Genomic DNA, 26,608 nt, shown 5'->3' with positions numbered 1-26,608 from the left:
TGACATCGCTTAAAGCCTCGGGCGGAACAAGCGTCAGCGAGTGAAGTCCGTGGAAAACCATCAGTCGTCAGAGATTTCAATTCGATACCGCAAATCCGCCACCGTGCCATATAAATCGCCATTGTCACTGACAACCAGTGCCTGTTCATCAATTGGAATCGGCATTTGATCAAGCCCGCTGAGCAATTGTTGAACTGGCTCTGGCTGGTTGGCCAGTAGTTCCGGGCGGCAATACACAACGATCAATTGATGTTCAAACCTGCGAGCGACCCGACCGCGCAAAAAGCCGCCGTAGTCCGGTTCATCCTTCAAAATCCATTCAAACCCTTTGGGAGGGTTGGCTTTATGGCTATTTCGGGCATCAAGGAGCGTTCCTTCGGGTGAAATCCAAAAGACAAATTCCGGCGCCGTGTGGGTAAATGCGCGGACTGCCGCCCGTCGTTTCCGGAATTCCGGAGCGAGAAACTCAAATACACTGGCGGCTTGTTCGCGTGAGACTGATCCAACAGTAATCATGGTTTTTCAGGAGCGAGCGTGTGATGGCTGGTGAGCCGGCTGCAAATCACTGGTGTCACTGCCACGCAATCGCATGGCGACCTGACACACCGTGACGCCGGGTTCGGATTGTGACCGGAGTACGACAAATTCTCCACCAGCCTGACGGGCAATCGTGCGATCAAATTCCATCATGCGATGACAGGCGTGGACATCGCCTGTTCCTCGGAGCGGGCAGTTGGTGTGAATTTCTCCGTAGACGGTCGTGTCGTCAATTTTGGTAATCGGATGGTGTTTGACCGACGGAAACGCCTGTTGCCACGCCTGACCCAACTCAGAAAGCGTCGTTTGGGGCTTGATTTGCTTTTGTCGGATGACCACTCCGGCTAGAAACCGCATAAACGAGTGGGTTATCCGGTTGAGCCATTCGCGTCTGGCCAGCCACGCCGACATGTGGAGCAACGCCGCAACATACACCTGAGTAAATCGCTTTCTTAAATTCATAAGCCTTGTTGAATTTGGACAATGAGAATTGCTCTTCACCCAAGCCCATAAAAATGAACAATTTCCCAGGCTTTCGATAATGAGATGCCATTGCGCTGGTCAATCCCCAGCGGATGATTTGTCATTGGATCCAGCAGAATGATTGGACGAGCATTGTGACCCAGGAAATGAACCAGAGTTTGGATCGAGGTTGTATCCTCAGCATAAAAACGGATGTTTGTTCCCAACCGACCTGAAAACGGACCAATCTCATCAGTGTCGGGATTTTCCAGATAGGTGTCGAAGTCTTCTTTTGTGAGGGAAATCCAGACTCCAAACCCAAAAGTTTCAGGCGTGTCGTGGATTGGAAGTTCAATCACTCCTCGAATCAAGAAGTGTATTTTATCAATTACACAGGTTTCAGCAGTAAGGTCAACCCGTTGATTCCATTCAGTTTCAGGAATTGACCAGCAAAGGTCAGGGCGGTCACTCCCAATATCAGGGAGATCATCGTGAATTTCACCACAGTAAGCACACTGATAGGTCACCCACCCTCCTCGTCGTCGCTTCCGGAACAAGCCGCAATGGCCTCACGAAGCTGACTTTCAAACAGTTGATTTGGTGTATTTCCCCAGCTTGCCGTCCATTTTGCTTCAAGTTCTTGAAGTCGCGGAAGCAATGCCGGGTCACCCAGATATTCACAGGCTTCAAGAACCAGAATCCCGATGTCTTCTTGATCCAGTTCCCGTTGAATGAGGGCCAGCGCCCGGTGATCGCCTCTGCGCGCCAGCCCAACCAGCGCCTCACCGCGAACTTCGTGGTTTTCGTCGGTTGCCCGCAGAAGAAAGGCTTCGCGAAGCTCCGGCGTGTCATATGGTGTCAGCGAACCAAGGCCAAATGTTGCCCAGTTTCGGGTATCAAGATCTGTGTCCGCAGTGAGTCGGATCAATGTTTCCAACGCCAGTTCATCTACCAGACCGCCCAGTGCAATCGCAACCGCCGACCGAATCTCTGGACTGGGATGGTCAGCCAATGCACACAGCGCCGAAACTGAACGTTCGTCCTGGCGGTGACCAAGGGCGATAATTGTGGAATATAAAACATCTTCATTTGAGTCATTGAGTAGCGTCAGCAACACGTCAACGGCTTCTGTCTGGAAGTCCTGTTGATCGGATTTCAGTTGACCCAGAATATCAGCGCCGAGCTCGCGGTGCAGAGCGTCATCACTCTGGCAAAGCTGAACGGCAGCGTCAAATTCTGATTGCCCTCCACGGCGATGGAGCGTCCGGATTATTTCAGAGCGGTTTTCCTCATCCGTGGCAGCAAGCGCAAGCTGGATGAGTTCTTCGGTGGTTCGCGTGTCAGTTGGTTGGGAGTTGGTCATTGGGTTTGGGGTTCAGGGTTCGGGGTTCGGGGTTCGGGGTTCGGGGTTCGGGGTTCGGGGTTTTCGATTAGTCTTTTGTCATCAGGTTACAGGTCAGGACTCAGGGGGAAACCCAATGATATGAATCAATCAATTTTCCCTGAGCGTCAAACGTGTATGACCACCCTTCGGGGAAAATGGGTGAATCGTACCAGTATTCCTGGGTACACCCAACAGGTGCCGGGTCAGATTGACCACGCTTAAATCCACTATAAGTTGTTGTGCAATCTGTGATTTGTGTTGGTGTGTCGAGCTTTTCAAGAACTTGTTGGCGTGACATGCCGGGATGGATTTGAGCAAAGCCACGGTTGTACTGCCATTGTTTCCAATAAATGTGTCCGGCACTCAAAAAAATGAGACTCAGGATCGTTCCTCCAATCCAAAAACTCCATCCTTTGCCACCTATTTCCAAATGATTTTTCATCTTTCACCCTGTGGTTTCGGTTTCTGTCATTTTCAGCGCGAGCGCAAGCCCCGCTCGATGACTCAGGCCAGGTGGTTGATACCCAAGGGAGTTGGCGCCTTCGTCTCCGAAAAGGCAGGCAATCAGAAGCGGATAACTGGTCGTGGAAAGATGGGGTTCGATGACCATTTTCGTGTAGGCAAGTTCTTCCGAATCAAGTACCGGCCCGGTGCATCCAGCTCTGGTCATTGCATATCCTTCTTGCTTTAGCATTTCGCCCAGCGTGTGGGCAAATCCATGCTGTTGAATGTAGGCAGACCGATAAATTGTGGTCAGCACGGCTTCGCGAAGATTTGCAACTGACGGTGATTCACTCGTCCACAAAATCCCAACCAGCCAGCCGCGTTTGAGATACGCCTGGGGTTCAAACCGATGGGAAAACTCGGTTGAATACCGGTTCGTCCAGCCTCCGTGAGCATCATCTGAAATCACAAGCGCGACTTTAAAATCACCAGGCACCTCAGCCAGATGTGACATCGCTTCAGTTGTGGTTTGGGCGGCAATCTGATCGGCTTCGAGGGCCAGATACTGGTCAAGGAGCACCGGGATATGATCTTTCCCCATTGGGTTCATTCCAGAAAGCGGTAATTTGATATCTCGTGTTTCCGGGTCAACCATTGTAGCCAGATATTCCTGGAATCGCTCCCACCCACGCGGCAGGCGGTACAAATCGCGTTGAACCTGAAGAAGAGGGATATAGTCGAGATTCATAATACCAATGAGGGTTCAGGGCTTGAAAAACAGGGTTCAGGGTTCAGGGTTCGGGATTCAGGGTTTGAAAAATCAAGCCGGGTTCCGTTCCGGGATTTCGAATATACCGGGAAAAGGATTTCAGGCCCAAAGGGTTGTTGTGTAATAGCCGTGGTGCGAAGCCCACGGAAACTGGGCCAGCCAGAGGTTCGAAAACCCTGAACCCTGAACCCTGAACCCCATAAGAGGGTATATAATTTGCCAAAATTCCAATAATTCTCTTACTATGAATAGTTTATGGGTGTAGCTCGAACTTGTTCCGCGCTTAAAAAGTTAAAGCTTCACTATTGAGTCCCGGCCAGGCGCGGAAAAAGTGTCATCCATCATCTCCGGGAAATAAAGAAAACCTGATCTAAACCACTGATTTTAATGAAATTGCATACCCTCTAAGCGCCAGGATAAGAAAGCCCGTGCCCTTTCCGTTGGTATTGAATGACGTTCTTGTTGGGTTGGGCCCTGCACCCTGAACCCTGAACCCTGAACCCTGAACCCTGAACCCTGAACCCTGAACCCTGAACCCTGAACCCTGAACCCTGAACCCTGAACCCTGAACCCTGAACCCTGAACCCTGAACCCTGAACCCTGAACCCTGAACCCGGCTCTCGCTACCGAAAATAAGCATAAATCCCGGCAGCTCGATACTTTCGGTTCGATTGCTGGATCGAACCGGTTGCCTTCTTGGCGCCGCCAACGGTTTTGTTGGCGTCGAGGAGCACCGGCTGACCGTTGTGAATCACATAGTCAAATTTGCCATAGTCAAACTTGAGGCGATGCCGCAGGGCAATCATGTCAGGATGTGGTTCGACAATCTCGCGCTCACTGCGACTGTTGGCATTGACAATCGGCGTTTCGGCGCAGAGGCGGAGGCAGGTCATCCGATCACCCAGAAATTGAAACAGCCGGATGTAATACTGGCCATTTTCAAACTCGGGAAGAAATTTCTCAACTACAAACTGTTTGTTCTGAAAAATCTCTGGCGGCACGTCACGCACCGTGTCGTAAATGCGGTAGTCACTGGGTGATTCCACACCGGCAAGCTGGTTTGGTCTGGCAGGTCGCACAAATGATGTCAGTCTGGCCAGACGCGGGTAGTTTTCCGAAAGCCAGGTGGAGTTGCGGATTCGTTCAGGAACACCGGCATAATTCAGATCAGTTTTGACAATCACTTTGCCGTCGTACGCATCACCGGGTTTGACCAGGTTCTGGCTGATGGTTGATTTGCGAATGTCTTTGACCTTGCCGTTGACCACAATCGGGTAGCGGTGCGCAAAATCAAGGTATTTGTCGGGGACAACCGATAAATCAACATGGACCAGGATCAAATCGGCGGGAACATACCTGGTGACGCCAAACAGAAAAATCACGTCATGACCATCTTCGCGCCATATGTCGGCCATTCCCGTGATCATATAGCTGCTCAGATCTCGTGTGTGGTCAGTTTCATGAAAAAGAATGGCAATAGTTCTTTTCATACTATGCTTGTAGTCGAGATACAGCGCGTAATGGCTTTCTTGACGGCCTGGGGATGGATTTTTTTTGCATCAGCTTTGAGTTGTTCCATTGGACGTGCCTTTTTGCGTCACCAGCCTCGCGGTTGAAACCAGTGGGGCATTTCGATCAACCGGGTTTTTATTTTCAGCGGCTGATTCAACCAGTTGGGCAATGCGTTTGGCGCGGGTTTCCTGGCGTTTGGCGCTTTCAACCCAGAAGAGCAGACTTTTTTTCGTGGAATTGCTGGCCTGTTCAAAATAGCTGCTGGCGGCGTCACTGGTCTCCAGTGCGGTTTGGAGGTCAATCGGGACGACCAGTTCCTCAATTGCATCCAGCGTTGTCCAGGAACCATCTGCTTTTGCCATCTGGATTTTTTGCAATCCGGCCTCAGCCATCAAGCCAAGTTCAATCAATTCTTCGATATAGCTTTTGTTGAGTTTGGACCAGACGCTTTTGGATTTACGCGGTGTGAACATCTGCATATAGCGCTCGGCATCAATGGACTTTGCCTTGCTATCAATCCAACCGAAGCATAACGCCTCTTTGACGGCATCAGTGTATTTGACGCTCGGCTTGCCGGTGGTGACTTTGTAGTACACCAGCCAGATTCCCGGCGAGGTGCTGCCATTTTGGGTCAGCCAGTCGCGCCATTCCTGGCGGTCCCGAATATAAATCTGTTGCAGCTCAATTTTTGGTTTTGACATGACCGGTCCTCCAAAAGAGTGAGTGATGTAAGAGAGCTTGCTATTGAAAAAAGGCGTCCGATGCCGCTTTATCTTCCGGGTAGAACCACGCTTCGGTGATTTGGCCATTGTGAACGTGATAGACAGCGACTTCGCGGCCTTCCATTGTTTTTCCACGATAGGTCGCTGACCAGTTGACGAGTGCCACTGCGTGCTGGTCATTGGCCAGCACGTCGTGCAACCAGAGCCGGATGGTGCCACCGGTGAGTTCTCCGGCCTTATCAATGATTTCGCGGAAAACGGCTTCGATTCCAATCAGGTCGCCTCCGTGCGGCGGCGGATACGGATCGTGCCAGGCAACATCAGTGGCCAGTATTTCGCGAATGGTATCGCGGTCATTTTCAGCACGGGCGGTATAAAAGCGGCGAATGAGTTCAACGTGTGGATGTTCCATAAAACCTGGGCTGAAGAAAATGGGCTGAAGACTCGCAAGCTCGGGGCTGAAGACTCGCAGGCTCGGGGGCTGAAGACGTCGGGCTGAAGAAGTTGGGCTGAAGACTCGCAGGCTCGGGGCTGAAGACGTCGGGCTGAAGAAGTTGGGCTGAAGAAGTTGGGCTGAAGAAGTTGGGCTGAAGAAGTTGGGCTCAGGGTTTGGAACCCGTTTTCTTCCGCCCCGAGCTTGCGAGTCTTCAGCCCCAAGCCCCAAGCCCTGGTTTTTTCAGCCCTGGTCTTTTCACTTCTTCCCTGGTTTCCGGCCAAATTTCTTGCGAATGATTTTTTCTCCGGCGTCAGCCATCAAGTCGCGGTGCATGCGCTGGGTATCGTTGAAGAAAAACACCCCGACGCCTTCATCGAGGATGTGGGTTCCGAGCACCTTGAGAATTTCTTTTTCGTCGAAGAGGGATTCGGCATAAATCACTCGGAAATCGCTGTTGTCTTCTTCTTCGATTTCAAATTTGCCTTCATAGGGTTCGTTAAAGTTTGCCGAAAAATACTGCATGGCCAGATTCCCAAGCCGGGGCATGTGGGCCGAGCCAACCGCAATTTTCAGGCGTTTGCGTTCTTCGGGTGTCATTTGAGCCAGCCAGGCTTTGACCTGAGTGTCCATGGTTTCAAGCTGGTCGGTAGCCGCGTCATAGGCGTTGGCGAGCACATCCTGAGCCTGACTTTTGGTGTATTTGCGCAGGGCATCACGGCTGACCATTCCATCTTTCAGTGTCGCATCAATCAACGCCAGTGCCTGATCCAGCAATCGGTACTGCCGGGTTTGTTGTTCAGAAGCGAAGTTGCGCCCGGCGATTGACTCACGTCCTGCCACAACCAGTGCCCGGTAGTCGCGCAACTGGCTGAGTTGGTCCGGAGTCACCTTTGAACCGGCATCGTGAACGAGCATGACATAGAGTGCCAGTGGGACGTGTGCCACGGATTTGAGTTCGTGATAGCGCGGCGTAAAGGTGGCTACATCGGTTTGAACCCCGTTTCTGAACAGGATCAATTTGTCTCCGGCATGGACAATAACCGGGCTGGTTTCGGCCAGGATGCGACTTCGGAGATTCGCATAGGCGACCCGAAAGGCGTTGTTCATCGGCGTCAGTGGGTCAGACGGCTTGAGTTGTGGGTCATTCCAGCTTTGGGCTGGGACTTTTTCCTGTGCGAGAAGGGAACATGGGCTGGCCAGCAGAACGACAACAGTGGTAACCCAAAGCCAGTGCTTTGGCCGGGGCAGGCGGATATTCATTGGCGGTCTCCTGAGAACTGAATTGAAGTGGAACTTGAAAAACTGTGAGGATGCGGGTGCATCTTGCCACTGGTGTGAGTGCTCATTCAATCAACAATTCACAGCCCATCTGACAGGCTTTCGTTCAGAGTTCCGCCTTTCAGTGCTATTTTGAGGTGACGTTCAAATTCAAGGAGGTTCATTGGTGTGAAAACACGCATCTTTACTTTTGATCAGAGCCTGGTTTTTTTGAAGAGAGAGTTGAAAAAAAGCGGGCTAAGCAACATCACAATCAGCAAAAATCCAAGCAACGGGTTCAATCCTTGATCAAAGGCAAGCAAATAAGCAATGGACCACATCACAATCAGCAAGAAGAGAATTCCCTGGAAAACAGTCCCTACCCAGGAAAGCCTCTTTCGCCACTTTTGAACCTGGAGTTGTTCCTGCTTGCGCTCCTCCAGGCGAGCCTCGACAAGAGTCAGAAATTGCCATTCCAGGTTGGCTTCCGTCTCTGGCATCAACGCCGGTAACCGGTCAGCCTGAATCGTCTGGCTGACCGGCTGACATCGGCGACACACCCCGGTTTCCGGAGTGAAGCAATCCGACTGATGGCATATTTCACAGCGTTGCGGAGCGGTTTCGTGCTTGATTTTCATACAGCGAAAGCGTGGTTGGTGCTTAGGAACCAATGAAGCCCCATACAAAAGGGATGAACAGAAGATCTGACACTCTTACCGCCCTGCTGGGCGAAAACCAATTTCATTCGATCAAAGAACCAAAATTCCATCCCCTATTTATGAGGACTTGTACTTTGGGTTGAAGAATTGGTTTTATTTCATCCCTCATCCTTCATCCCTCATCCCTCCGATTGCCCCAGGCCCTACTTAAACACCTGCGCATTGGCAATGTTTTGTGGTTTCCCGGCGGCAAACGCCAGGATATTTTCAAACGCCGCTTTGAAATACAGTTCATAGCTGCTTTTTTCAACATAGCCCAGATGCGGCGAACAGAGAACATTCTTCATCTTCAGCAGCGGATGATTGGCGTCAAGAATCGGCTCGCTTTCATACACATCAAGGGCTGCGCTGCCTGGGCGGCCTTCGTTGAGTGCCCGTTCAAGTGCACCAGGTTCAATCAATTCAGCGCGACTGGTGTTAACAAAGAGCGCATCCGGTTTCATTCGAGCCAGATCGGTGTACTTGATACAGCCGCGTGTGGCGGCGTTGAGCCGCAAATGAATTGAAAGCACATCGCTTTTGGAAAAGAGTTCGTTTTGGCTGCCGGCTACCCGAAAGCCATCTGATTGGGCTGCGGCCAGGGATGATTCGCGTCCCCAAATCATGACTTCCATTCCAAACGCCCGGCCATAAGTGGCGACCACCCGCCCAACTTTCCCATAGCTCCAGATGCCAAGTGTCAGGCTTTTGAGAACCCGTCCCAGCCCTGGTGTTTCGGTTTGTTGCCAGCGTCCGTGATGCAGCGCATTGCAATAGTCCGGCAATCGGCGGCTGGAGGCCATAATGAGTGCCCAGCAGAGTTCAGCCGGTGCCACCGGAGATCCCATCCCCTCGGCAACTGCAATTCCATGCGCTGTACATGCCTGCAAATCCAGATGATTGCTGATTTTACCGGTCTGGCTGATAAGTTTTAGATTGGGAAGTTGTTGTAAGAGCGATTGGGTGATTTGTGTTCGTTCACGGATGAGTACGACGGCTTCGGCATCTTTAAGCCGTTCAACCAGAATATGAAGATCCTGCGTCGTGTCCTGATAAATCGTGACCTGGTGATTTTTTAATTTTGTGAAGCACTGTAAACTGCGAACCGCATCTTGATAGTCGTCTAAAATGACAATGTGCATACCAGTTCTGGAATAAGCTGCGAAAAATGGTGTGGCGTGACAGTTTCAGATACTCTTTCCAGGCGCAGAGTTCAAGCTTTTGTGAATTTTTTATGGTCCCAAACCAGGATTCCACCTGAAAATTTGGTTGGGCAGCGTGTAATTTTGGGTTATCTTTCCCTGAAACTGTCAGGCGAATGTGAAAGGAGATCACTGCCGTGTCAAGTCGCCCGTTAGCCACCGACCCGCCATTGCCACCCAAAGAAACCCTTCCAACGATGTATGACTTACCAGACGAGGAGGTTGGACAATCAGGTATGCCGGATGAATTCCACCTGTGGCAGCCGCGTTTGTTAGAGGAAACGTTTCGTCCCGCGAACTTTCCTGAAGCTGAAATTTTCATCGGTAGCGATATCAATCTCTATTATGACGTGCATCATCCACGCCGGAACAAACGTCCCGACTGGTTTGCGGCTGTTGGGTTGCCGGTTCAAGAAAAGCAGGAAATGAGATTGAGTTATGTGACCTGGCAGGAAGGGGTGAACCCATTTCTGATCGTTGAGCTATTGTCGCCAGGTACCGAAAAAGAGGATCTTGGGCAAAGACTCCGGGATGTAAAATCTGGAGCGGATCCGACCAAATGGGAAGTGTATGAACAATATTTGCGCGTGCCGTATTACGTTACATTCAGTCGCTATACCAACGAAGCGCGGGTTTTTGAATTGCGTGGCGGGCGATTTAGCGAAGTCACCGACCATCAAGGCCGATTTTGGATGCCAGGGTTAGAGCTGGGTTTGGGCTTGTGGCAGGGGACATATCACGGAGAAGATCGCCTGTGGCTGCGTTTTTATGACGTGCAGGGAAACTGGATTCCCACACCCCTTGAACTGCAACAACAAGCCGCAGAACGCGCCCGGCAAGAAACTGAAGCCGAACGAGTCAAAGCTGAACTGGCTCAACAAAAAGCCGATGCTGAACGGGCCAAAGCTGAACTGGCTCAACAGGAAGCCGATGCTGAACGGGCCAACGCTGAACTGGCTCAACAGGAAGCCGATGCTGAACGGACCAAAGCTGAACTGGCTCAACAGGAAGCCGAAGCCCAACGACTGGAAAAAGAAAAAGCACTTGAAAAGGCTGCTCGATTGGCTGCCCGGCTCAAGGCTCTGGGGATTGACCCAGACGAGGAATAATACTCTTTAGGGTTCAGGGTTCAGGGTTCAGGGTTCAGGGAAAAACAATTGTTTCAGTCATTTAGCCTTCTTATAAATTGAAAATGCACTTTCAGAATGCAATAACAAAACGAGTCTGATTCAATCCTCAATGTGGTGAGGAACTTTTCGCAGCGCCTGGATGACCTCTTCGCTTTCTGCTGGAGAACCCAGAAGGAGCAGCTTATTGGAAGGGAAAGGCTCGTAAGTGCGTCTGGATTCAACATTGAATCCAACGTAACAACCAGCTTGACGAACAGCATGTGTGCAAAGCGGTTTTTGAACGTGGTTTTGTGCCAGCAAAATCAAGGGGGCAATAATCGGTTGCAGGTGAGTTGCACCAGCATTTCCTTTAAAAAATGAGGGCCAGCCTTTTTTGAGAATCACCAGGGAAAAGCCCATCCCATCACACACGTCAAGCCCACGTTTAGGAAGGTTGCGCAGGGCTTCTTCAGTCGAGACGATCAGGGTTTGGGTTGATTCGAGCGAGATTTCACACGATTCGAGGTCAAAGGCCGGATGCCAGGCTGGAGACGGCTGATACTGGTAGGGTTCCGCAAACGCTGCGATTTGAAGTGTCGCGGTCGGTCCGCAAATCACCAGTGAAATGCAGACTTCAGAATCAAAAGAGGGTTGAAGCAGGAGTCTCAGTGAAAGCAAACTATTAACGAGAAAAGGGTCTGAGGCAAAACTGGGAAATCCAAACTCCTGGCATATTCGATCTTCGGTGTAGTCTGAAAAATTCATTGCTCCTCCAGTTGTTTTCTTTGAGGGACTTTCCCACATGACCCTTGTTCCGCCAACCGTTTTATGTCCAGTTTGCCATCAGCCAGATACCTGTGATTCACAAACAGGAGTTTGCCGCACGTGTGGTCCGGTAAAAGGGAAGCGAACCACGCCAGAAATTCTGCAGCAGTTTGCAAAGATTGACCGGCGAATAGTATCACACGGAAAAATCAATCAAATCATAATCTTATCCGGACTGACTCTGTATTTTGTGTTCTTTTTTTATTTTGGCTTTGTGTTGTTTGCTACCGGCTGGCTGGCTTTGGTGTTGCTTTTGATATTTGGGATACAGGGGTTAAACCCGGATTCTTGTCCGCAGTGCCGTCGAAAGTTTCCGTTGGGCAGCAGTCGAAAAGGAAAATTTTGCCGGTTTTGTGGTACTCAGCTCAGAAATGACTGAACGAAAATGACCATATGGTTCCCATGTCTCACTCAACTCCACCTCAATTTCAAATCAAAAATGAAGGACTGGCTGCCCGGTGCGAAGTTTGCCATCAAGGAGATCAGTTCGATCCTGAATCCGGGTACTGTCGTCGATGTGGCTCCTTGACCGGGGAGAAGCGTACAAGCCAAACCATCACACAATATAGAAACACAGGTGTAGAGCTTGAGCTGATGAAGCCTCAACTTTATATCCTCGGTGGGATAATCTCTTGTGCGGCATTCGTGGTAGGAGCGTACTGGCAGAGTCAGTGGATCCCCATTGTTGGAATAATGGTCCTGTTTGGAGCAATAAGCCATTTTCAGCAAAAGAAAAAAGAAAAAATTGACCGATGCCCTGAATGTGATGGTGTTTTTCCAATTGGGGATACTGACCGGGAAGGCGTCTATTGCCGGTATTGCGGTGTCCGGCTCAGGGCGTGAAAAAGACAAAAAGGACAAATGGGATACGAAGGACTAAGGAATGTCAGGGCGCGGTTCACCGCAACCGCACCCTGTTCTGAAAACCCTGAACCCTGAATGGTATCACCAGGCGTCAGATCTATTTTCCCTTCTGGGCAAATCAGTCCTTCCAAAAGTAGATTCCTGAATTTGTTGAATCAATCCACTTGATCCATTGGTTTCACCGCTAATCGTGAAGCCTCGGGCCCGAATCAGAAAAGATGTTCCAATCGGTAAATTTAACCCGGTTATTTGCCAGTTGGTTGAAGTCCCAATCCGAGTGCCTGATCCAAGGAGTGAATAGGTTGTTCCGCCATTGGTTGATACTTCAAAGTATGTCCGCCAAACATCAGGGCCATTTCCACTTCGGTTCCAGGTAACTGAAGTGCCATTGGGGGCGATGAGGAGTTCTTGGGCTGGAGTTGAAGGGCTTGCAAACCGAACAAGATATTTCTGGTTGAAAGAGCCAACCTGAGTAAAGCCTCCGCCGGCAACAATTCTACCGTTTGGCTCAAGTCCAAGTCCCCACACATGTCCGCGCAGTCCCGGATCAATAAAAGTATTGTCTGCCGCTCCATCGCTGTTGAGCCGCATGATGTAATTGCGGTAATCGCCGTTTGCGATGTTAAAGAATCCGCCAACCAGGATCTTTCCGTCCGTCTGAACCACCATGGTATGAACACTGGCATTGGCGGCAGGTTGGAATCCAGTATCAGGCGAACCATTTAGGTGAACCCGGCCCAAATTGATGACTGGGTGTCCACTCAGAACAGCCATCACACCACCAACAAGAATTTTCTTATCAGGTTGAATGGCAATGACATATACCCTGGCGGTTGAATAAGCGGTAAAAGTCGTGTCCAGAGTTCCATTAGAGTTCAACCGGGCAATATTTTGACGGCCCTCATAATTGACCAGCGAGAAATCTCCGCCAATCACAATTTTTCCATCTGATTGGAGCGCAATAGTCCATACCAGAGGAATAAACCCTGGGCTTAAAACTTGCGGGTTAAACGTTGTATCAACCCCGCCATTGCTCGTTAATCGAACTAAACCGGCGTGAGGTTGACCTTCAGCCTGGGAAAAGCCGCCGCCAACCACGATTTTGCCATCAACTTGACGGGCAAATGTGATAAATCCGCCGTTTCCATTGGCCAGCACTGGTGCTTGAAATGTTGGGTCAGCCGTGCCATTGGCATTGAGTCGAGCAAGCTGCACTCTGGTAAATCCACCTGCCTGGTTGAAATCCCCTCCAATCAGAATTTTTCCATCTGGAAGAAGAATGAGTTTGCGAACCGTACCGTTTAAGCCGGGGTCAGCAAAGGAAGTATCAACTGAACCATCTGGATTGAGCCGGACAATATGGGCTCGGGGCTGCCCATTTACCTGGGTAAAGGATCCGCCGATCACCCATTTCCCATCAGGTTGGATGCCTAAAGCCACCACTTCTCCATTGAGACCAGGGTTAAATCCAATGTCTGGTGTTGGATCAATGGTTGGAACAACCTCGACCTCCAGGGTAAAGGGTTGGAGATAGGTACAACAGCTTTCGGAGGTTGCCCGAACCGTGAAGCTAAAATTCCCTCCCTGGGTTGGGAGCCCGCTGATCTGGCCAGTTGGAGAAAGTGTTACACCTGTTGGGAGAACTCCATTGACTAAGTCAAAGGTAAAGGGAAGTTGTGCGCCGCTCACCGTCAACGTTTCGGTATAAGTCGTTCCAACTGTTCCAGTTGGTAATGTTGCTGGGAGAATCGTCGCTGCTGGGCAGGTAACTGCCATGGGATAGGTTTGGCTTCCGACGCACCCCATTGCGTCTTGAACTTGAATAGAAACCTGGGCAGTTCCTGCAACCAGCGGAATACCTGAAATCAGTCCGGTTGGGTTTAAGGTCAACCCAGCCGGAAGCGATCCGGCTGAAATGGTAAAAGTATAGGGTTGTTGCCCTCCAGAAGCGCTTAGACTCTGGTTATAGGTTGATCCACTTGCTCCTCCGGGAAGTGTGGTTGGACTCAATGAAATTGATGGACAGGAAATTGTCAATGTGTAGGTCTGACTTCCCCGGCATTGATTCCCCTCCTGGACTTGCACGGTAAATTGTGAAGTGCCGATAGCTGAGGGAGTTCCAGAAATAACCCCAATCGTACTCAATGCCAGTCCTGCTGGAAGCGTGCCGTTCAAAACAGTAAAGGTATAAGGCGATTGGCCACCTGTCACTGACAGACTCTGGTTGTATCCCAGGCCAATGATGCCCGTTGGGAGAATAGATGGTTGAAAGTCCAATGTTGGGCAAGGGGAAATTTTGACCAGAAATGCATCATTGCCACCTTGATTCGATGCCTGATAAGGAGTGTGAGTCGGGAAATTGACCGAAGTCGTTGTTCCTCCAACAAGGGTAGTTTGTGATGTATCTACACACACGCTCCAGGGGATTTCGTTTCCAGAGCCACCCAGATAGGTTGAATGGACCAGTGTTGTGCCGGTTGATCCGATTTCAGCTACAAATCCATCATAAGCACCTCCGCCAAATTCTGGTTGGAGTGGATCAACCAGCGGAAAGTTTGATGAGGCTGTTAATCCAGCCATATGCGCATTTCCAATTGAGTCAACCGTCAGATCTAAAATCTGGTCAGTGCCATTTCCTCCGAGATAAGTTGAGAAAGCAAGTGCTGACCCGGAACTGTTTAACCTGGTGACAAAACCATCATAAATTCCTGAGATTGGATTCACCCCACCAGTTGGCTGGATCACTCCGCTTGTGACTGGAAAATCCGTTGATCCAGTATACCCGCCAACCAAAATGTTCCCGGTAGGGTCAACTCCAATCCCCGTTCCAAAATCGTTTCCGGTTGCTCCGCCGAGGTAAGTGGAAAAGACCAGATCCGTTCCATTCGAGTTGAGTTTGGCTACAAAAGCATCGTAATTACAGCAACTACCATTTGGGATTGGCTGGTAGGCGCCCGGTTTGGTTGGGAAATTGGGTGAGTTGGTATCTCCGACCAGGAGAATTTCACCCGTTGAGGTTAAAACCATTTTTTCGATTTTGTCAGCGTTGGCACCACCAAGATAAGTTCCATAAATCAGGGAGGACGTGGTTGGGTTGAGCTTGACAGCGAATCCGTCAATGATGCCGCCATTCTGAGCAACTCCACCCGTTGTCTGGAACGCTCCAGGTGTTATCGGGAAGTTGAGTGAATTGGTAAACCCTACTGTATAGATCGCTCCGGCTGAATCAACCGCAATATCTGTCCCTTGTTCATTTCCAAAATCCCCGCCCAGATACGTTGAATACAGAAGCTGATTCCCGGCGGCATTGAGCTTAGTAATGAAAATATCTGAATTACAGCACCCGTTTAAGTTGGGTTGGATCGCCCCAGGCGTGACTGGAAAGTCCGTCGAGTTTGTCTCTCCAGTGAGGTAAATATTTCCAGTTGAGTCAATTGCAACTGCTTCACCCTGGTCTACGGTAACCGAACTGTTGGTGTTTGTTCCTCCCAAATAAACTGAATAGATGAGCGTTGTTCCCGTTGGGTTCAGTTTTGTTACAAAAACTTCATCAGTTGGAAAATGAGTGGATTGAGTTGGGTTTCCAAATGGAAATTGAAGTGATGTGGTATATCCAGTAAGGACAATATTGCCGCTGGAATCAACCGCTATATCATTGCACTGGTCATATCCTGTGCCACCCAAATAAGTTGCGTAGGATAAAATCGGATCAATGATAAGCGGGTATTCAGGCGCATAATTGCCAAGTTGAAACCCAACTTCCCCTGAGGGAAGAATGATATAGTTCCCATCCACAACCGTTCTTTGCGAGTTGATGGCTTGATAGACGATAGGTTTCTGTTGGAGGAGTTGGCCAGACTGAGTCGTAATGACCAAATCTCCATTTGAATTGAGTGCGAGATTCTGAGCCCCATTGAACATCAGTTTGATGTTCTGAGGATTGCTCCCAGGCGAGAGTTGGAAGTCAAACTCCAGATGACGTTGATTCCCATAAAAAACCAGATCAATTCCAGGGTAAATTTCCTGGTAACAAATACTTTCAAAATGAGGTACATCTGGTTTCCATTGAGCCCGATTATTTCCAATAAAATAGTTACTTCGGGCTGATAATTGATTGATGCCAAACAATCTTGTAGATGACTGAGCATTTTTGAACTGTATCTGGACAATGTGTGCTGGTTGTTTTTGAGTAACGCTCGCCGGTGTGTTGGCTTGTGAAGCCAGGTGGTCTGTTGGGCGTACCAGTACCGTTGCTTCTTTAGGTGTAAAAAAAACAGTCCCGCTGGCGCTCCGAGTCAGAAATTTGGCTCTGGAATCTGCCTGCCCCATATTTTTCTCAAATGTAAGTGGGAGTGAAGTGAGTTGATTGAAAGTAGGAGCTGGCTTTGGCTGTGGTTTATGAGACTTGGAACTTGTTTGGTGGATTGGAGGCAAGGTTGGTTGTCGTAGCATTTCAGGTTTTAACAAAAAAATAAAACCCAGTGCACAGGCAAGCCAGACTCCTTTTGAAATCAGGGTTGGCGGATTGAACAGGTTCATCATAATCACACTCCTTGAGAACTCGACAAAACTTTGAATTGAGCAGGTTGTTGGGATTTCACCAACGTGTTTGACAATTTCTCAAATGGAGAGGCGGTATTTAGATGAGAGCTTGCTTCTCCAGAGAGATGTTGGTGACAGATTTTTTTGCTCTCTAACTGAAATGGCGTAATTCAGGAAAAAACAGCTCACACTAAAGTGTGTTTTTCGATATTTTTCATTTGCGTCGTTCAAGGATTTAGTGATTCAGCGGCTGGTTCAACCTAATGCCATTTTTGTTGGGGTTTCGCACGTATTAAATTGACTTCCCCTGAGCTTTGGAGAAAATCAAAGTTCCGGCTTCCAAATCTTTTCAGGTCAATCACTTTTCGATTTATGACTGATGACACCCACACCATTACTCACTTACTCAAAGAGTGGGAACAGGGAAACCCGGAAGCGCTTGAACAGTTGCTTCCGCTGGTTTATGAACAATTGAAGGGAATAGCCCAATACCAGCTTTCTCAGGAACGAGCAGGTCATACTTTGCAACCAACGGCATTGGTCAATGAGGTATTGATCAAGCTTCTCAATCAGCACAAACTGGAATGGCACAATCGTGCCCATTTTATGGGGACTATGGCCAGAGTGATGCGTCAGGTTCTGGTGGATTATGCCCGGCGAAAATGCGCGGAGAAACGCTTTCCCAGACACGGGCGAATCACGCTGGCTGACGCTGAACGATTGGTCGTCTCTGATGAGAATCTGGAAGAAATCTTATTACTTGACGAAGCTTTAACCCGGCTGGCTGTTATTGACGAACGTCAGGCAAAAGTGGTTGAACTCTTTTACTTTGTTGGCTTGAGCCTCGACGAGATTGTCCAAACCTTGAACATTTCGTTGAGCACCGTCAAACGTGAACTGCAATTTGCCAGAGCCTGGCTGTTTCGTGAACTGACAAAATCTGAACCATAACCCGGGTTCCAGGTTCCGGGTTTTCGAATTTATGTCCTTTATATCCTTTAAACCTCTGAACCCTGAACCCTGAACCCGAAAGGTTTATGTCCAGCAATTACTCCGCAACCCAGTGGGAACAAATGAAAGAGCTGTTCAATGAGGTGGTGGATTGCCCTCCATCAACCAGAGAAGCCCTGCTCAACGCCCGGTGTGGGGAAAATCAGTTGTTGCGTCAGGCAGTTCAGTCACTGATCGAATCGTTTGAGAAAGCGGGGAGCTTTATTGATACCCCTCCTGGAGTGAATGCTTTTTCTGGTTTGATGAAAAATGAAGAAATTCTTACTCCAGAACAACGAATTGGGCCATACCAGATTGCTCGGGAACTGGGGAGCGGTGGAATGGGGGCGGTTTATCTGGCGAAACGGGTTGATGAACAATTCCACAAGCTGGTCGCCATTAAAATCGTCAAGCCCACGTACTGGAACACGATTGTCTTCCAACAATTTCGCAAGGAACGCCATATCCTGGCTGGTCTCGAACACCCAAACATTGCCCGTGTCCTCGATGGCGGGACAACGAGCGCTGGATTGCCGTTTCTTGTAATGGAGTATATTGAAGGTACCTCGATTGATACCTTTTGTAACCACCATAAGTTGAGTATTTCTGAACGGTTGCAGGTATTTCTCAAAGTCTGTGCCGCCGTTCAATCTGCCCATCAGAAACTCATTGTTCACCGAGACTTGAAACCCGCCAATATTCTGGTGACGGCTGAAGGTGAGCCAAAACTCCTGGATTTTGGCATTGCGAAATTGCTTGATCCAAATGCCTGGGATGTCTCGCTGGAACACACCCAAACCGGGTTGCGGATGATGACCCCGCGCTATGCCAGCCCGGAGCAAATCCGAGGGGAATCGGTCACTACGGCGACGGATGTGTATTCGCTCGGAATTGTATTGTTTGAGTTATTGACCGGGATTCACCCCTACCTGCACATCCAGTCAAACCGAATCGAGATTGAGCAGGCAATTTGTGACACTGACCCGCACCGACCAAGCACGGTGATCAATCGGTTGAACACCCACGAGCGCCAGGATTCGACCACCGGTTCGATGAATGCGCAGGAAATCGTTTCTCAGCGAAGCGAATCAAGTCCAAAACGCCTGCGACAGCGACTGGAAGGCGATCTGGACACAATTTTGCTGAAAGCTTTACAAAAAAATCCCGCCCAACGGTATTCGTCGGTTGAACAGTTTGCCGCTGACATTCGCCGACATCTGGATGGATTGCCTGTCCTGGCTCAACCTGATTCAACCTGGTATCGCACCCGGAAATTCATCAAACGTCAACGGGGTCTTGTCGTTGCAGCCGGGTTGATTGTCCTTACGCTCACCGGAGGCATCAGCGCCACGCTCTATCAGGCATATGTGGCAAAACTTGAAAAAGAGCGGGCAGTCCGTCGCTTTCAGGAAGTGCGCGAACTGGCCAGCTCATTTTTGTTTGAATTCCACGACTCAATCCGAGATTTACCGGGCTCGACTCCGGCCCGTGAACAGATTGTAAAAAAAGCACTTATCTACCTGGATCGCCTCCAAACCGAAGCCGGGTCAGATCCTGAATTACAACTCGAACTGGCCACTGCCTATCAACGCATTGGGGATATTCAGGGGCATCCAATTACCAATAACCTTGGTCGCCCTGCTGAAGCGTTGATCCGTTATCAACAGGCTCTGGTCATTCGTGAAGCCCTTGGCACCCAGCCTCAAAGTCAGACTCCTCAATTTCAATCTGATTTGGCTGAGAACCTGGCTCGCATCGGGGACATGATGGTGTATACCGGGCAGGCAGCCAATGGACTTGAGTATTATCGAAGGGCAATTGGTCTGTGTGAATTATTGGTCGCAGGCCGGACTTCGCTGCGAGCCCGGCTCAAGTTGCCATATTTGTATTGTCAGTATGGGTTTACTCTTGTTTATAATGGCAAACAAGACGCAGCCCTGGAAGCCTATGGAAAAAGTGTCGAACTGGCCCATGCGCTACATCGGGAAGACCCAAATAATCCAAACATTGAATTCGATCTGGCACAAAGCCTTGGTAGCTACGGCGATCAAATCTATGCACTTGGAAATGCACCTCAAGGATTGGACGTACTCAAAGAATCCAAACGCCACCTTGAGCGCGTGACGAAGCTTAATCCAAATAACACAAGCTGGCTCAACGGGTTGGCTCTGGCCAACGTTCGGATTGGGAATCTCTTAATGAACACTGGTGATCCGTATCAATCCATTCCATATCACCAGCACGCAAAAGAAATCAGAACCACTCTGGCTGCGAAAGATCCCACAAATATGAGAGCCCAGGCCGCGAGAATAACAACCCTCTTTGGATTTGCCAGAACCTTTGTGCTGATTGGTGATACTCAACGAGCCATCACCGAGTATACGCAGATTTTGCAAATAGCTGAATCCCTTGCCCAAAACAATCCTGGTTATGTGCTCCATCAACGTACCATAAGTGAGTTACTGCTTATTCTAGGAACATTGGAAATCAAACAAAACAATCTGGAAAAAGCTACAAAAATACTGCGTCGGGCAAAAGATGTATATGAGCGGTTGTCTCAACAGGATCCGAATCATTCACAGTTCAGGGCTGAGTTACCGGTTGTGTTTCGAACCCTCGCAAGTACACTCAGTCGCCAGGGGCAATCAGAAGAAGCCAGGGTGTTAACTCAACGCGCTCTGGAAATGCAGGTCACCCTTGCAGACCGCCCAGATGCTCTGATCAACGAAATTTATGAATATGCCGTCACGCTGGTGACGGGTGAGCCGGAGTCGCTACGCGATCCAGTTCGTGGATTGGAATTTGCTCTGCGGGCGTTTGAGAAGACCAATCGGAAAGCCGTTGACTGTCTCACGCTTTTAGCCCGCGCCTATGTGCTGTCAGGGAATCACAAAGCCGCCTTATCTACGATTGAGGAAGCATTACGCCTGATTCCGGGGGATAAACCAACGGCTTTTCGCAAAGAACTCGAAACCCTGCGGCAAAGCATTCCTAAGAATCAGGGGGGACATTGAAAAACAAAGAGACACAAAAGACGAAAAGCAGGTAAGGGTGCAGCCGCTTTAAGCCGTGCCCTTTTCGAAAACCCTGACCCCTGACCCCGTTTTAATTCCCCAACCTGACGCCCTGCATATCATCCAACCGGCAAATAAAACCCCAGCCGCCGAAGTACTCCGCCACAGTCAGGACCAGTTCGTTGCGGCCTTTTTTCAGATTGAGATACAGTGTGTCGTCTTCGACATCCATAATTCCCAAAAAACCTGGATCCCGATAGCGATAGGCGCTCCGACCAGTAAAGACTGGCGAACCATTGAGAAAGACCGTTGCTTCGTCGGTGTAGCCAACGGACAGGCGCTTCACCTGGTCGCGGTCGGAATATATCGTGGTTCGGGCAAAAACAAACCGGCGGGTTTCACGCTTTCCGGTGCGTTCGGCGACTGTCCCAAACGACGGCACAATACCTGGACTGCGGCGATAGCGGTCAATGACAACCATGCCAGGGATTTCAACGCCGACTGCCTGCCATTTCAGGGCCTTCATTTCGGCTGGAGATAAAAGTTGTTCCGGGTTTTTGGCACTGGCTTCAAGGGCTTCAGAGAGTTCCCATTCGGTCAGGATCCCAGCATCATACATCGGTGGTTTTTTCTCCAGGCGGTCGGTGACCGGGTCAACCCGATATGAAAAATTTGAGAAATGCCCACCGCCGGCAATCGCCCACAGACCAATCGTGCCGTGGCTGTAGCCACGTTTCAGGTCTTCGATTACCAGGATGGGCTCGGGGGAATTGTTCAAAAAGACGTTGCCTCCGAGTCCTGCAATCTCGATCCGGGCGTGGACCCATTCGCCCCTCGGGATTTCGACTGCATTCGTAAAGCCTTTGCCGCTATAGATTTGCCACGGAGCGCCACCATTGAATGACGGCGTATACTGGACGGCATCCGGCAGCTTGCTCTTATGCGGACGAAAGTAAACGATTTCGTGATCGTCCTTATTTTCAGCCCGGAATGCCGCTCCGATAAAGGCCGGAACTTTCGGCGCGGCGAAGTCAAATTCAAGTGTGCCGTTTTCAAAGTCAACGCCTTTTAACAAAGCAAACCCCGATTGGATAAACAGGCTTTTACGGCCAAGATGCTCTTCGACACGTGCTTTGGGGTCGGTGAGTTGCCAGTTTGGCGAATCAACCTCAACAGCAATTTGAGCCGGTGTCGAAGGTTTTGGCGCCACATCTCGCCCAGGTTTGGCAATTGGAAACGACAGCACCAGGACACTGCTTCCAATGGCAAACAGGCACAGCAGAAGTTCAATCAACAGGAATTTTTGAGTATGTTGCATCATAAAGACACCTCTCACAGCAGGTTGCCGGCCTTTTGAGTTTGAAATTGCTGAATTGGAATTCAAAACTTAGAGGATATGCGTGAGGCTGTCTTGAACGTTCTTGCGGTTTTGGCGGTATTGTCCTGGCGTGAGGCCAGTCACTCGTTTGAAATGGCGGTTGAGATGGCTCTGGTCGGCAAACCCGATCTGGCTGGCAACCTGTGGGATTGGCCATCCTTGCCGCAACAGGGTCTGAGCCTGCATCACCCGAAGCTGAGTTTGAAACCCATGCGGCGGCATTCCGAAGTGCTCGGAAAAGACGCGATGAAAATGGAACGGACTCAGATTGGCAATGCTGGCCAGTGTTTGTAATGAAACGTTTTCTGTAAAATGTTCAATCAGGTACTCACACGCCTGTTTCAACACTTTCCGTTCTGATCCAGATGGATGTAATTCCGAACGATTTTCCGAAAAATGAGAGATGAGCCGAGTGAGCAAATCGAGTAACCGGGTCTGGCGTTCCAGGCTGGAGGTTGATTGTTCTAACGCCTGGTGCAGGTGTTCAAAGCGCTTCAATAGTTCAGCGTCAAACACAACCGAGGAAGGAAAAAAGGGAAGTGACGCGGCGGCTCCTTGAATCTCTTGCGCTATCTGATGCATCTGGTCAGCGGTCAGAAACAGCGTCCGGTAGCTGCACCCCATTGTCGCAAGTGCCCGATTGGCGTGGACTTCGCCGGGGTGAACGATGAATAAACTGGCTGGAGGCGTCAGAAGTGTCGCTCCTCGATAATGAAGTTCCCCGGTGCCTGACTGGATCAAACACAACTGATACTCCTCGTGCCAGTGACGGGGGATTGTACGCGCAACCGAAAACCCCCGCCGAACTTCAACCTGTGGAAGGTCGCTTGGGTGCCAGACCGTGATGTGTTCGCGTGAGGTGTTTGGATTCATAAAGCATCGGGCTGAAAAATCCTCGGGCTCAGGGCTGAAGAAGTCGGGCTGAAAATCCTCAGCCCGAGGATTTTTCAGTCTGGATGTACTGGTGTGGCAGCCATGTCGCCAACCACGGTAGTCCATGGGCGAACCCGCCAGCTTGCAATGAGTCCGTTGATCACATAGGGATCAGCTTCGGCAAAGTGAGCCGCGACCTCGGGCGAATCTCCTTGAAACAGCAGAACCGCGCCATCAACTGGATCATTCAGGGCACCACCAAGGATCAATTCGCCACGTTCGTGGGCAGCCCAGGCAAGGGCCAGATGTTCGGAACGGAATGCGGCTCTCCGTTCCAGGTAGTCAGGGGCCGTATCATAGAAGAGAAGAAAGTGCATAAAACCTCTTGGGTTCAGGGTTCAGGGTTCAGGGTTCAGGGTTCAATGGATCTGGAAGTTCATCTTTTCCCCTGATTTCGTTTTTGACCGATGTGAGCAAATACTTGAGAGAACGGTTACTTCTTTTTCGATTTGTGCTTCTTTTTCTTGGATTTAGTCTGGTCTTTCTTTTTTTCTTTGGGGAATTCTTCACTTTCTGACGGCATGGTCAAGATTTCTTCCTCCAGGTCGTGAAGGAAGTCAATTACCCGGCCACGCGTTTGTTCAAACATGTCCCGACTCTGGGCTAAAACTCCATCTGGTAAGACCCGTGAATCAGTTTGCGGATCCCAGGCAAAATAACGGTGCTTTTCAAAAACAGCAATGATCTGAGACACCGTCTGAAAGATCGAGGCTGGCGCCGAGTAGGAAAAAGTCAAAAGACCTTGCCCCACCCCAATTTCAATGTCAGGAATTGAGGAGTCGAAATCAGTGCTTTCTATCACACACCCGTACCTGAACCCTCTCGGATTTGGCTCCATTTGCAAAGAGGGGTGAAGCTGTAACAAATCCTGTACCAGGGCCTGGCGGAGCTTGTCTTCTTTCGCACTGGGGCGGGGCAATGAGTCAATGTCTCGTAACTGTAAGATGGCCTCGTTGCGTCGCTCTATAACATCTTGGATGGTTTCTTTATCAGGGTCAAAGCGGAAAAATTCAATATCGTAGGACATCCAAAACACCCTTGCTGAAAAAAGATGAAGACATGGAAGAGGATGAGAAGTTTACCTCTGTTCACCCCAACACCGTCGCTCTATCCGCCGAATTCGTTTTTCCATTTGCTTTTGTTCTTTGATGAGTCGTTCTTTCAAGTCAGGGGATGAACGTTCAGGTCGAAATCCTGGCCAGTCAGGAAATATAGCCTGCATTTCAGTCCAGATGTGCCGAAATTCCTGGCGTTCTTGCCCTTCGATCAACGATGTGCGATAGGCCCAAAGATATCTGAACAAAGAAGCAATCGGACCTTCACCCAGGCGAGAGAGTTCGTTCAAGAGTGTCAGGGTGAATTCGTCTGACCAGACAAGTCCGCCAGACAGTAATTCATACTGACACCGGGCGTTCGCGTCATAGGCGAGTTGTTGGATAGAAATTTTCAAATGGGACGGGAGTTCATTGAGCATTGCTGATGATGATTGGGTTTCAATCATGTTTGTGGTGGATTGGCAATTGCCTGAAGGGTGATCAATCGTGCTGGGGTTTGAACCCACATCGCCACTGCCCCGCCAATTGCTCCGCCAATGTGGGCAAAATTATCAACATAGGGCGTGAGAAACCCGGTTGCAATGGTATAGAGTCCCCAGGCAGCAATGACAAAGCCAATCCGGTGGTCACGGACATAAAATGCTTTCTGGTATCGGTACAAAAACACGACGGTCGCCGCCATCAGTCCAAAAATCGCTCCCGAGGCCCCAACTGACGGGCCCGGCTGGGCCAGGACGCTCAGGAGCGAACCACAGATTCCGCTAACCAGATAAATGACCCCAACTTGCGGGAGACTCAAGACATGTTCACAGGCCATGCCAAGAACGTAGAGCGCCAGGCAATTACCAATCAGGTGATCAATGCTTCCATGCAGCACCATCGGGGTGACCAGTCGCCATATTTCCCCACTGAGAAGCCGTTCGCGTTCCAGTGCTCCGCCGGCAATGATGGCTTCTTTGCTATTGAGTGCTCCCGATACCAGTTGCCATATAAAGATAACAACGTTGGTTATAATGAGCAGGATCGTCAGTCGTGGGAAATACGACATGCCTCGCTCAAAATCAATTCTGGTCTCAGGGGCTGGCCCGTCCAACATATCTTCGGTGATCTTCAACGGGGTCTGATTGAAACCAGGGACCGGGTTCGGTTGAGGTTTAGCGAAGGAATCATTGTGATCCATCATCGGTGACCACCTCCACTGTTTTGGTTTACAGGTGATTGGCTTTACCTGAGGTCTGTCTGGAAGAGACGGTACTACCATTTTGGGCTGAGGGTATCGGGCTAAGGGCTAAGGGGAATACAATTTTTTCAATAGTTGAGCCTCGCCGTAATAAGGGGACTTCATTCCAAAATGGTATAAATTATTCTACAACCTATGTTTAACGGCGCTCACCCGTGTCGAGCATGACGCCCATGGCGACCGCAAGCCTTCGATCAAGCGTTTGCTGATAATCAGCACTCATATCCAGTACATAACAATCCTGAATTGTGAATTTCCGATTGAATTCACCAATCACGTTTTCTGTCTCGCCCTGGAGGAAAATAAAATTGGTTCGCAGTATCCCAAAAAGTGGGCCAATCAGCCGCCGTAACAGCGACAAAATAATTGAATCTTCTTTGGCTTTACAGATGACTCTGCCGTCAGGGGTATAACATTCCCACTGTTTGCGAAAAAGGTTGTACAGGTAATTTTTTCGAAACCGGGCCAGTTCGACACCCTGGGCATCTCTGATTGTAAAGGTGGCGGCAATCAGTTCGAATTTCTTGTCCTGAAAAATAGTGAGGAGCGGCGATTGTTTGCTTTCGTCCCGATAGACTGTCACATGGCGTTTTTGCTGGAGCAGAATGATGAGCACAAGCAGGACAGTAATAAAGCCCACTGGCGCTAACACACCTGGAATGAATCGGATTGACTCGGGGAGCACGGAGGCCAGCAAAATAAAAAACGCCGCCACGAGAGCGCCTCCAACGATTCCAGCTAAAACCGCCCCAAGATTGCGCAGCAGATGGGCTGGTCGCTCAATGTAGAGGATGGGATTCCCATTCTCATCGCACACCACGTATTTTTCATTGATGGTCAGCATCTTTTGATTTAACAAGAACTTGTTACGGTTAAAGGCCGGATCTCCGGTAAATTGTTGGGCTGGTTGCTGGTAGCGTGGTGGCGCCCCAGGCAACCCATATCCTGGAACGACAGGTGGTTGTGAATATGGTTGGGGATTGCCAACTTGAAAATTGACCCCACAGCCTGGGCAGGTGACCAGTTGGCCGGCAAATTCATCTTTTAAGCTATAAAACTTCCCGCATTGACAGGTAACAGAAATCGGCATCGTCCATACTCCTTTGTTGATCAGACTTTTTGATTCAAGTACCAATTCCCTTAAAGTTCACTGGGTGGCAACTGACTGCTGAATGGAAAGACCTGGATAGTTCCGAATTTTATTCTAATTTATAAAATCGGTTTCACCTGGCGGT

General features: G+C 49.7%; 24 protein-coding genes. 3 read left to right on the top strand and 21 right to left on the bottom strand.

Annotated features, from left to right (window positions below):
* Positions 1-60: 60 nt before the first annotated feature.
* The 12 genes from HY774_19665 to HY774_19610 form a co-directional block, all read right to left on the bottom strand.
* Entirely contained in the window at positions 61-516 is a 456-nt protein-coding gene (locus HY774_19665) for a hypothetical protein (protein MBI4750710.1), read from the bottom strand.
* A 6-nt stretch (positions 517-522) separates the two neighbouring features.
* On the bottom strand, positions 523-999 hold the full coding sequence (locus tag HY774_19660) for a hypothetical protein (protein MBI4750709.1): 477 nt from the start codon (positions 997-999) through the stop codon (positions 523-525).
* 35 nt (positions 1,000-1,034) lie between these two features.
* Positions 1,035-1,526, bottom strand: coding sequence for a DUF2199 domain-containing protein (locus tag HY774_19655; protein ID MBI4750708.1), 492 nt, complete (start codon positions 1,524-1,526; stop codon positions 1,035-1,037).
* Positions 1,523-2,362 (bottom strand): HEAT repeat domain-containing protein, encoded by an 840-nt coding sequence (locus tag HY774_19650; GenBank protein MBI4750707.1) that lies wholly within the window; start codon positions 2,360-2,362, stop codon positions 1,523-1,525. Before HY774_19650 ends, HY774_19655 begins: the two co-directional genes overlap by 4 nt.
* Before the next feature lie 100 nt (positions 2,363-2,462).
* Positions 2,463-2,825 (bottom strand): hypothetical protein, encoded by a 363-nt coding sequence (locus HY774_19645; GenBank protein ID MBI4750706.1) that lies wholly within the window; start codon positions 2,823-2,825, stop codon positions 2,463-2,465.
* A gap of 3 nt (positions 2,826-2,828) precedes the next feature.
* Positions 2,829-3,575, bottom strand: a complete 747-nt coding sequence (locus HY774_19640) for a hypothetical protein (protein ID MBI4750705.1) — start codon at positions 3,573-3,575, stop codon at positions 2,829-2,831.
* Between the two features lie 644 nt (positions 3,576-4,219).
* Positions 4,220-5,023: a hypothetical protein gene (locus HY774_19635; GenBank protein ID MBI4750704.1), complete on the bottom strand. Its 804-nt coding sequence runs from the start codon at positions 5,021-5,023 to the stop codon at positions 4,220-4,222.
* Positions 5,024-5,155: 132 nt separating this feature from the next.
* A complete protein-coding gene (locus HY774_19630; GenBank protein MBI4750703.1) occupies positions 5,156-5,809 on the bottom strand; it encodes a YdeI/OmpD-associated family protein in 654 nt (217 codons plus the stop codon).
* A gap of 40 nt (positions 5,810-5,849) precedes the next feature.
* Positions 5,850-6,242, bottom strand: a complete 393-nt coding sequence (locus tag HY774_19625) for a nuclear transport factor 2 family protein (protein MBI4750702.1) — start codon at positions 6,240-6,242, stop codon at positions 5,850-5,852.
* 279 nt (positions 6,243-6,521) lie between these two features.
* Positions 6,522-7,526, bottom strand: a complete 1,005-nt coding sequence (locus tag HY774_19620; GenBank protein MBI4750701.1) for a hypothetical protein — start codon at positions 7,524-7,526, stop codon at positions 6,522-6,524.
* A gap of 212 nt (positions 7,527-7,738) precedes the next feature.
* Positions 7,739-8,161, bottom strand: a complete 423-nt coding sequence (locus HY774_19615; GenBank protein ID MBI4750700.1) for a hypothetical protein — start codon at positions 8,159-8,161, stop codon at positions 7,739-7,741.
* A gap of 224 nt (positions 8,162-8,385) precedes the next feature.
* Positions 8,386-9,363, bottom strand: a complete 978-nt coding sequence (locus tag HY774_19610; GenBank protein MBI4750699.1) for a D-2-hydroxyacid dehydrogenase family protein — start codon at positions 9,361-9,363, stop codon at positions 8,386-8,388.
* A gap of 257 nt (positions 9,364-9,620) precedes the next feature.
* On the opposite strand from HY774_19610, the gene HY774_19605 reads away from it, so the two are divergent.
* Positions 9,621-10,532, top strand: coding sequence for a Uma2 family endonuclease (locus HY774_19605; protein MBI4750698.1), 912 nt, complete (start codon positions 9,621-9,623; stop codon positions 10,530-10,532).
* Between the two features lie 120 nt (positions 10,533-10,652).
* Here the strand turns inward: HY774_19605 and HY774_19600 are convergent, their stop codons facing one another.
* Together HY774_19600 and HY774_19595 are read right to left on the bottom strand one after the other, a co-directional pair.
* Positions 10,653-11,297, bottom strand: coding sequence for a hypothetical protein (locus HY774_19600; protein MBI4750697.1), 645 nt, complete (start codon positions 11,295-11,297; stop codon positions 10,653-10,655).
* 1,005 nt (positions 11,298-12,302) lie between these two features.
* A complete protein-coding gene (locus HY774_19595; GenBank protein ID MBI4750696.1) occupies positions 12,303-16,550 on the bottom strand; it encodes an SBBP repeat-containing protein in 4,248 nt (1,415 codons plus the stop codon).
* A 585-nt stretch (positions 16,551-17,135) separates the two neighbouring features.
* On the opposite strand from HY774_19595, the gene HY774_19590 reads away from it, so the two are divergent.
* Together HY774_19590 and HY774_19585 are read left to right on the top strand one after the other, a co-directional pair.
* A complete protein-coding gene (locus tag HY774_19590; GenBank protein ID MBI4750695.1) occupies positions 17,136-17,714 on the top strand; it encodes a sigma-70 family RNA polymerase sigma factor in 579 nt (192 codons plus the stop codon).
* 86 nt (positions 17,715-17,800) lie between these two features.
* The gene (locus HY774_19585) at positions 17,801-20,767 is read left to right on the top strand and encodes a protein kinase (GenBank protein ID MBI4750694.1); all 2,967 of its coding nucleotides are present in this window, start codon (positions 17,801-17,803) and stop codon (positions 20,765-20,767) included.
* Positions 20,768-20,858: 91 nt separating this feature from the next.
* Here HY774_19585 and HY774_19580 read toward each other — a convergent pair whose 3' ends face one another.
* The 7 genes from HY774_19580 to HY774_19550 form a co-directional block, all read right to left on the bottom strand.
* Positions 20,859-22,088: a hypothetical protein gene (locus tag HY774_19580; GenBank protein ID MBI4750693.1), complete on the bottom strand. Its 1,230-nt coding sequence runs from the start codon at positions 22,086-22,088 to the stop codon at positions 20,859-20,861.
* A gap of 66 nt (positions 22,089-22,154) precedes the next feature.
* A complete protein-coding gene (locus tag HY774_19575) occupies positions 22,155-23,018 on the bottom strand; it encodes an AraC family transcriptional regulator (GenBank protein ID MBI4750692.1) in 864 nt (287 codons plus the stop codon).
* A gap of 74 nt (positions 23,019-23,092) precedes the next feature.
* Positions 23,093-23,395 carry a YciI family protein gene (locus tag HY774_19570; GenBank protein ID MBI4750691.1) on the bottom strand — a complete coding sequence of 101 codons (303 nt, stop codon included), beginning with the start codon at positions 23,393-23,395 and terminating at the stop codon, positions 23,093-23,095.
* Between the two features lie 116 nt (positions 23,396-23,511).
* On the bottom strand, positions 23,512-24,105 hold the full coding sequence (locus HY774_19565) for a hypothetical protein (protein ID MBI4750690.1): 594 nt from the start codon (positions 24,103-24,105) through the stop codon (positions 23,512-23,514).
* 51 nt (positions 24,106-24,156) lie between these two features.
* Positions 24,157-24,528: a hypothetical protein gene (locus HY774_19560; protein ID MBI4750689.1), complete on the bottom strand. Its 372-nt coding sequence runs from the start codon at positions 24,526-24,528 to the stop codon at positions 24,157-24,159.
* Positions 24,529-24,575: 47 nt separating this feature from the next.
* Positions 24,576-25,181: a rhomboid family intramembrane serine protease gene (locus tag HY774_19555; GenBank protein MBI4750688.1), complete on the bottom strand. Its 606-nt coding sequence runs from the start codon at positions 25,179-25,181 to the stop codon at positions 24,576-24,578.
* A 331-nt stretch (positions 25,182-25,512) separates the two neighbouring features.
* Complete coding sequence (locus tag HY774_19550) at positions 25,513-26,463, bottom strand: hypothetical protein (protein MBI4750687.1); 951 nt, start codon at positions 26,461-26,463, stop codon at positions 25,513-25,515.
* Positions 26,464-26,608 lie beyond the last annotated feature (145 nt).

The organism is Acidobacteriota bacterium, assembly GCA_016208495.1.
In the GTDB taxonomy this organism is placed as follows: domain Bacteria; phylum Acidobacteriota; class Blastocatellia; order Chloracidobacteriales; family Chloracidobacteriaceae; genus JACQXX01.
Note: the sequence above shows the minus strand (reverse complement) of the source record. Positions and strands in the feature narration are given on the sequence as shown.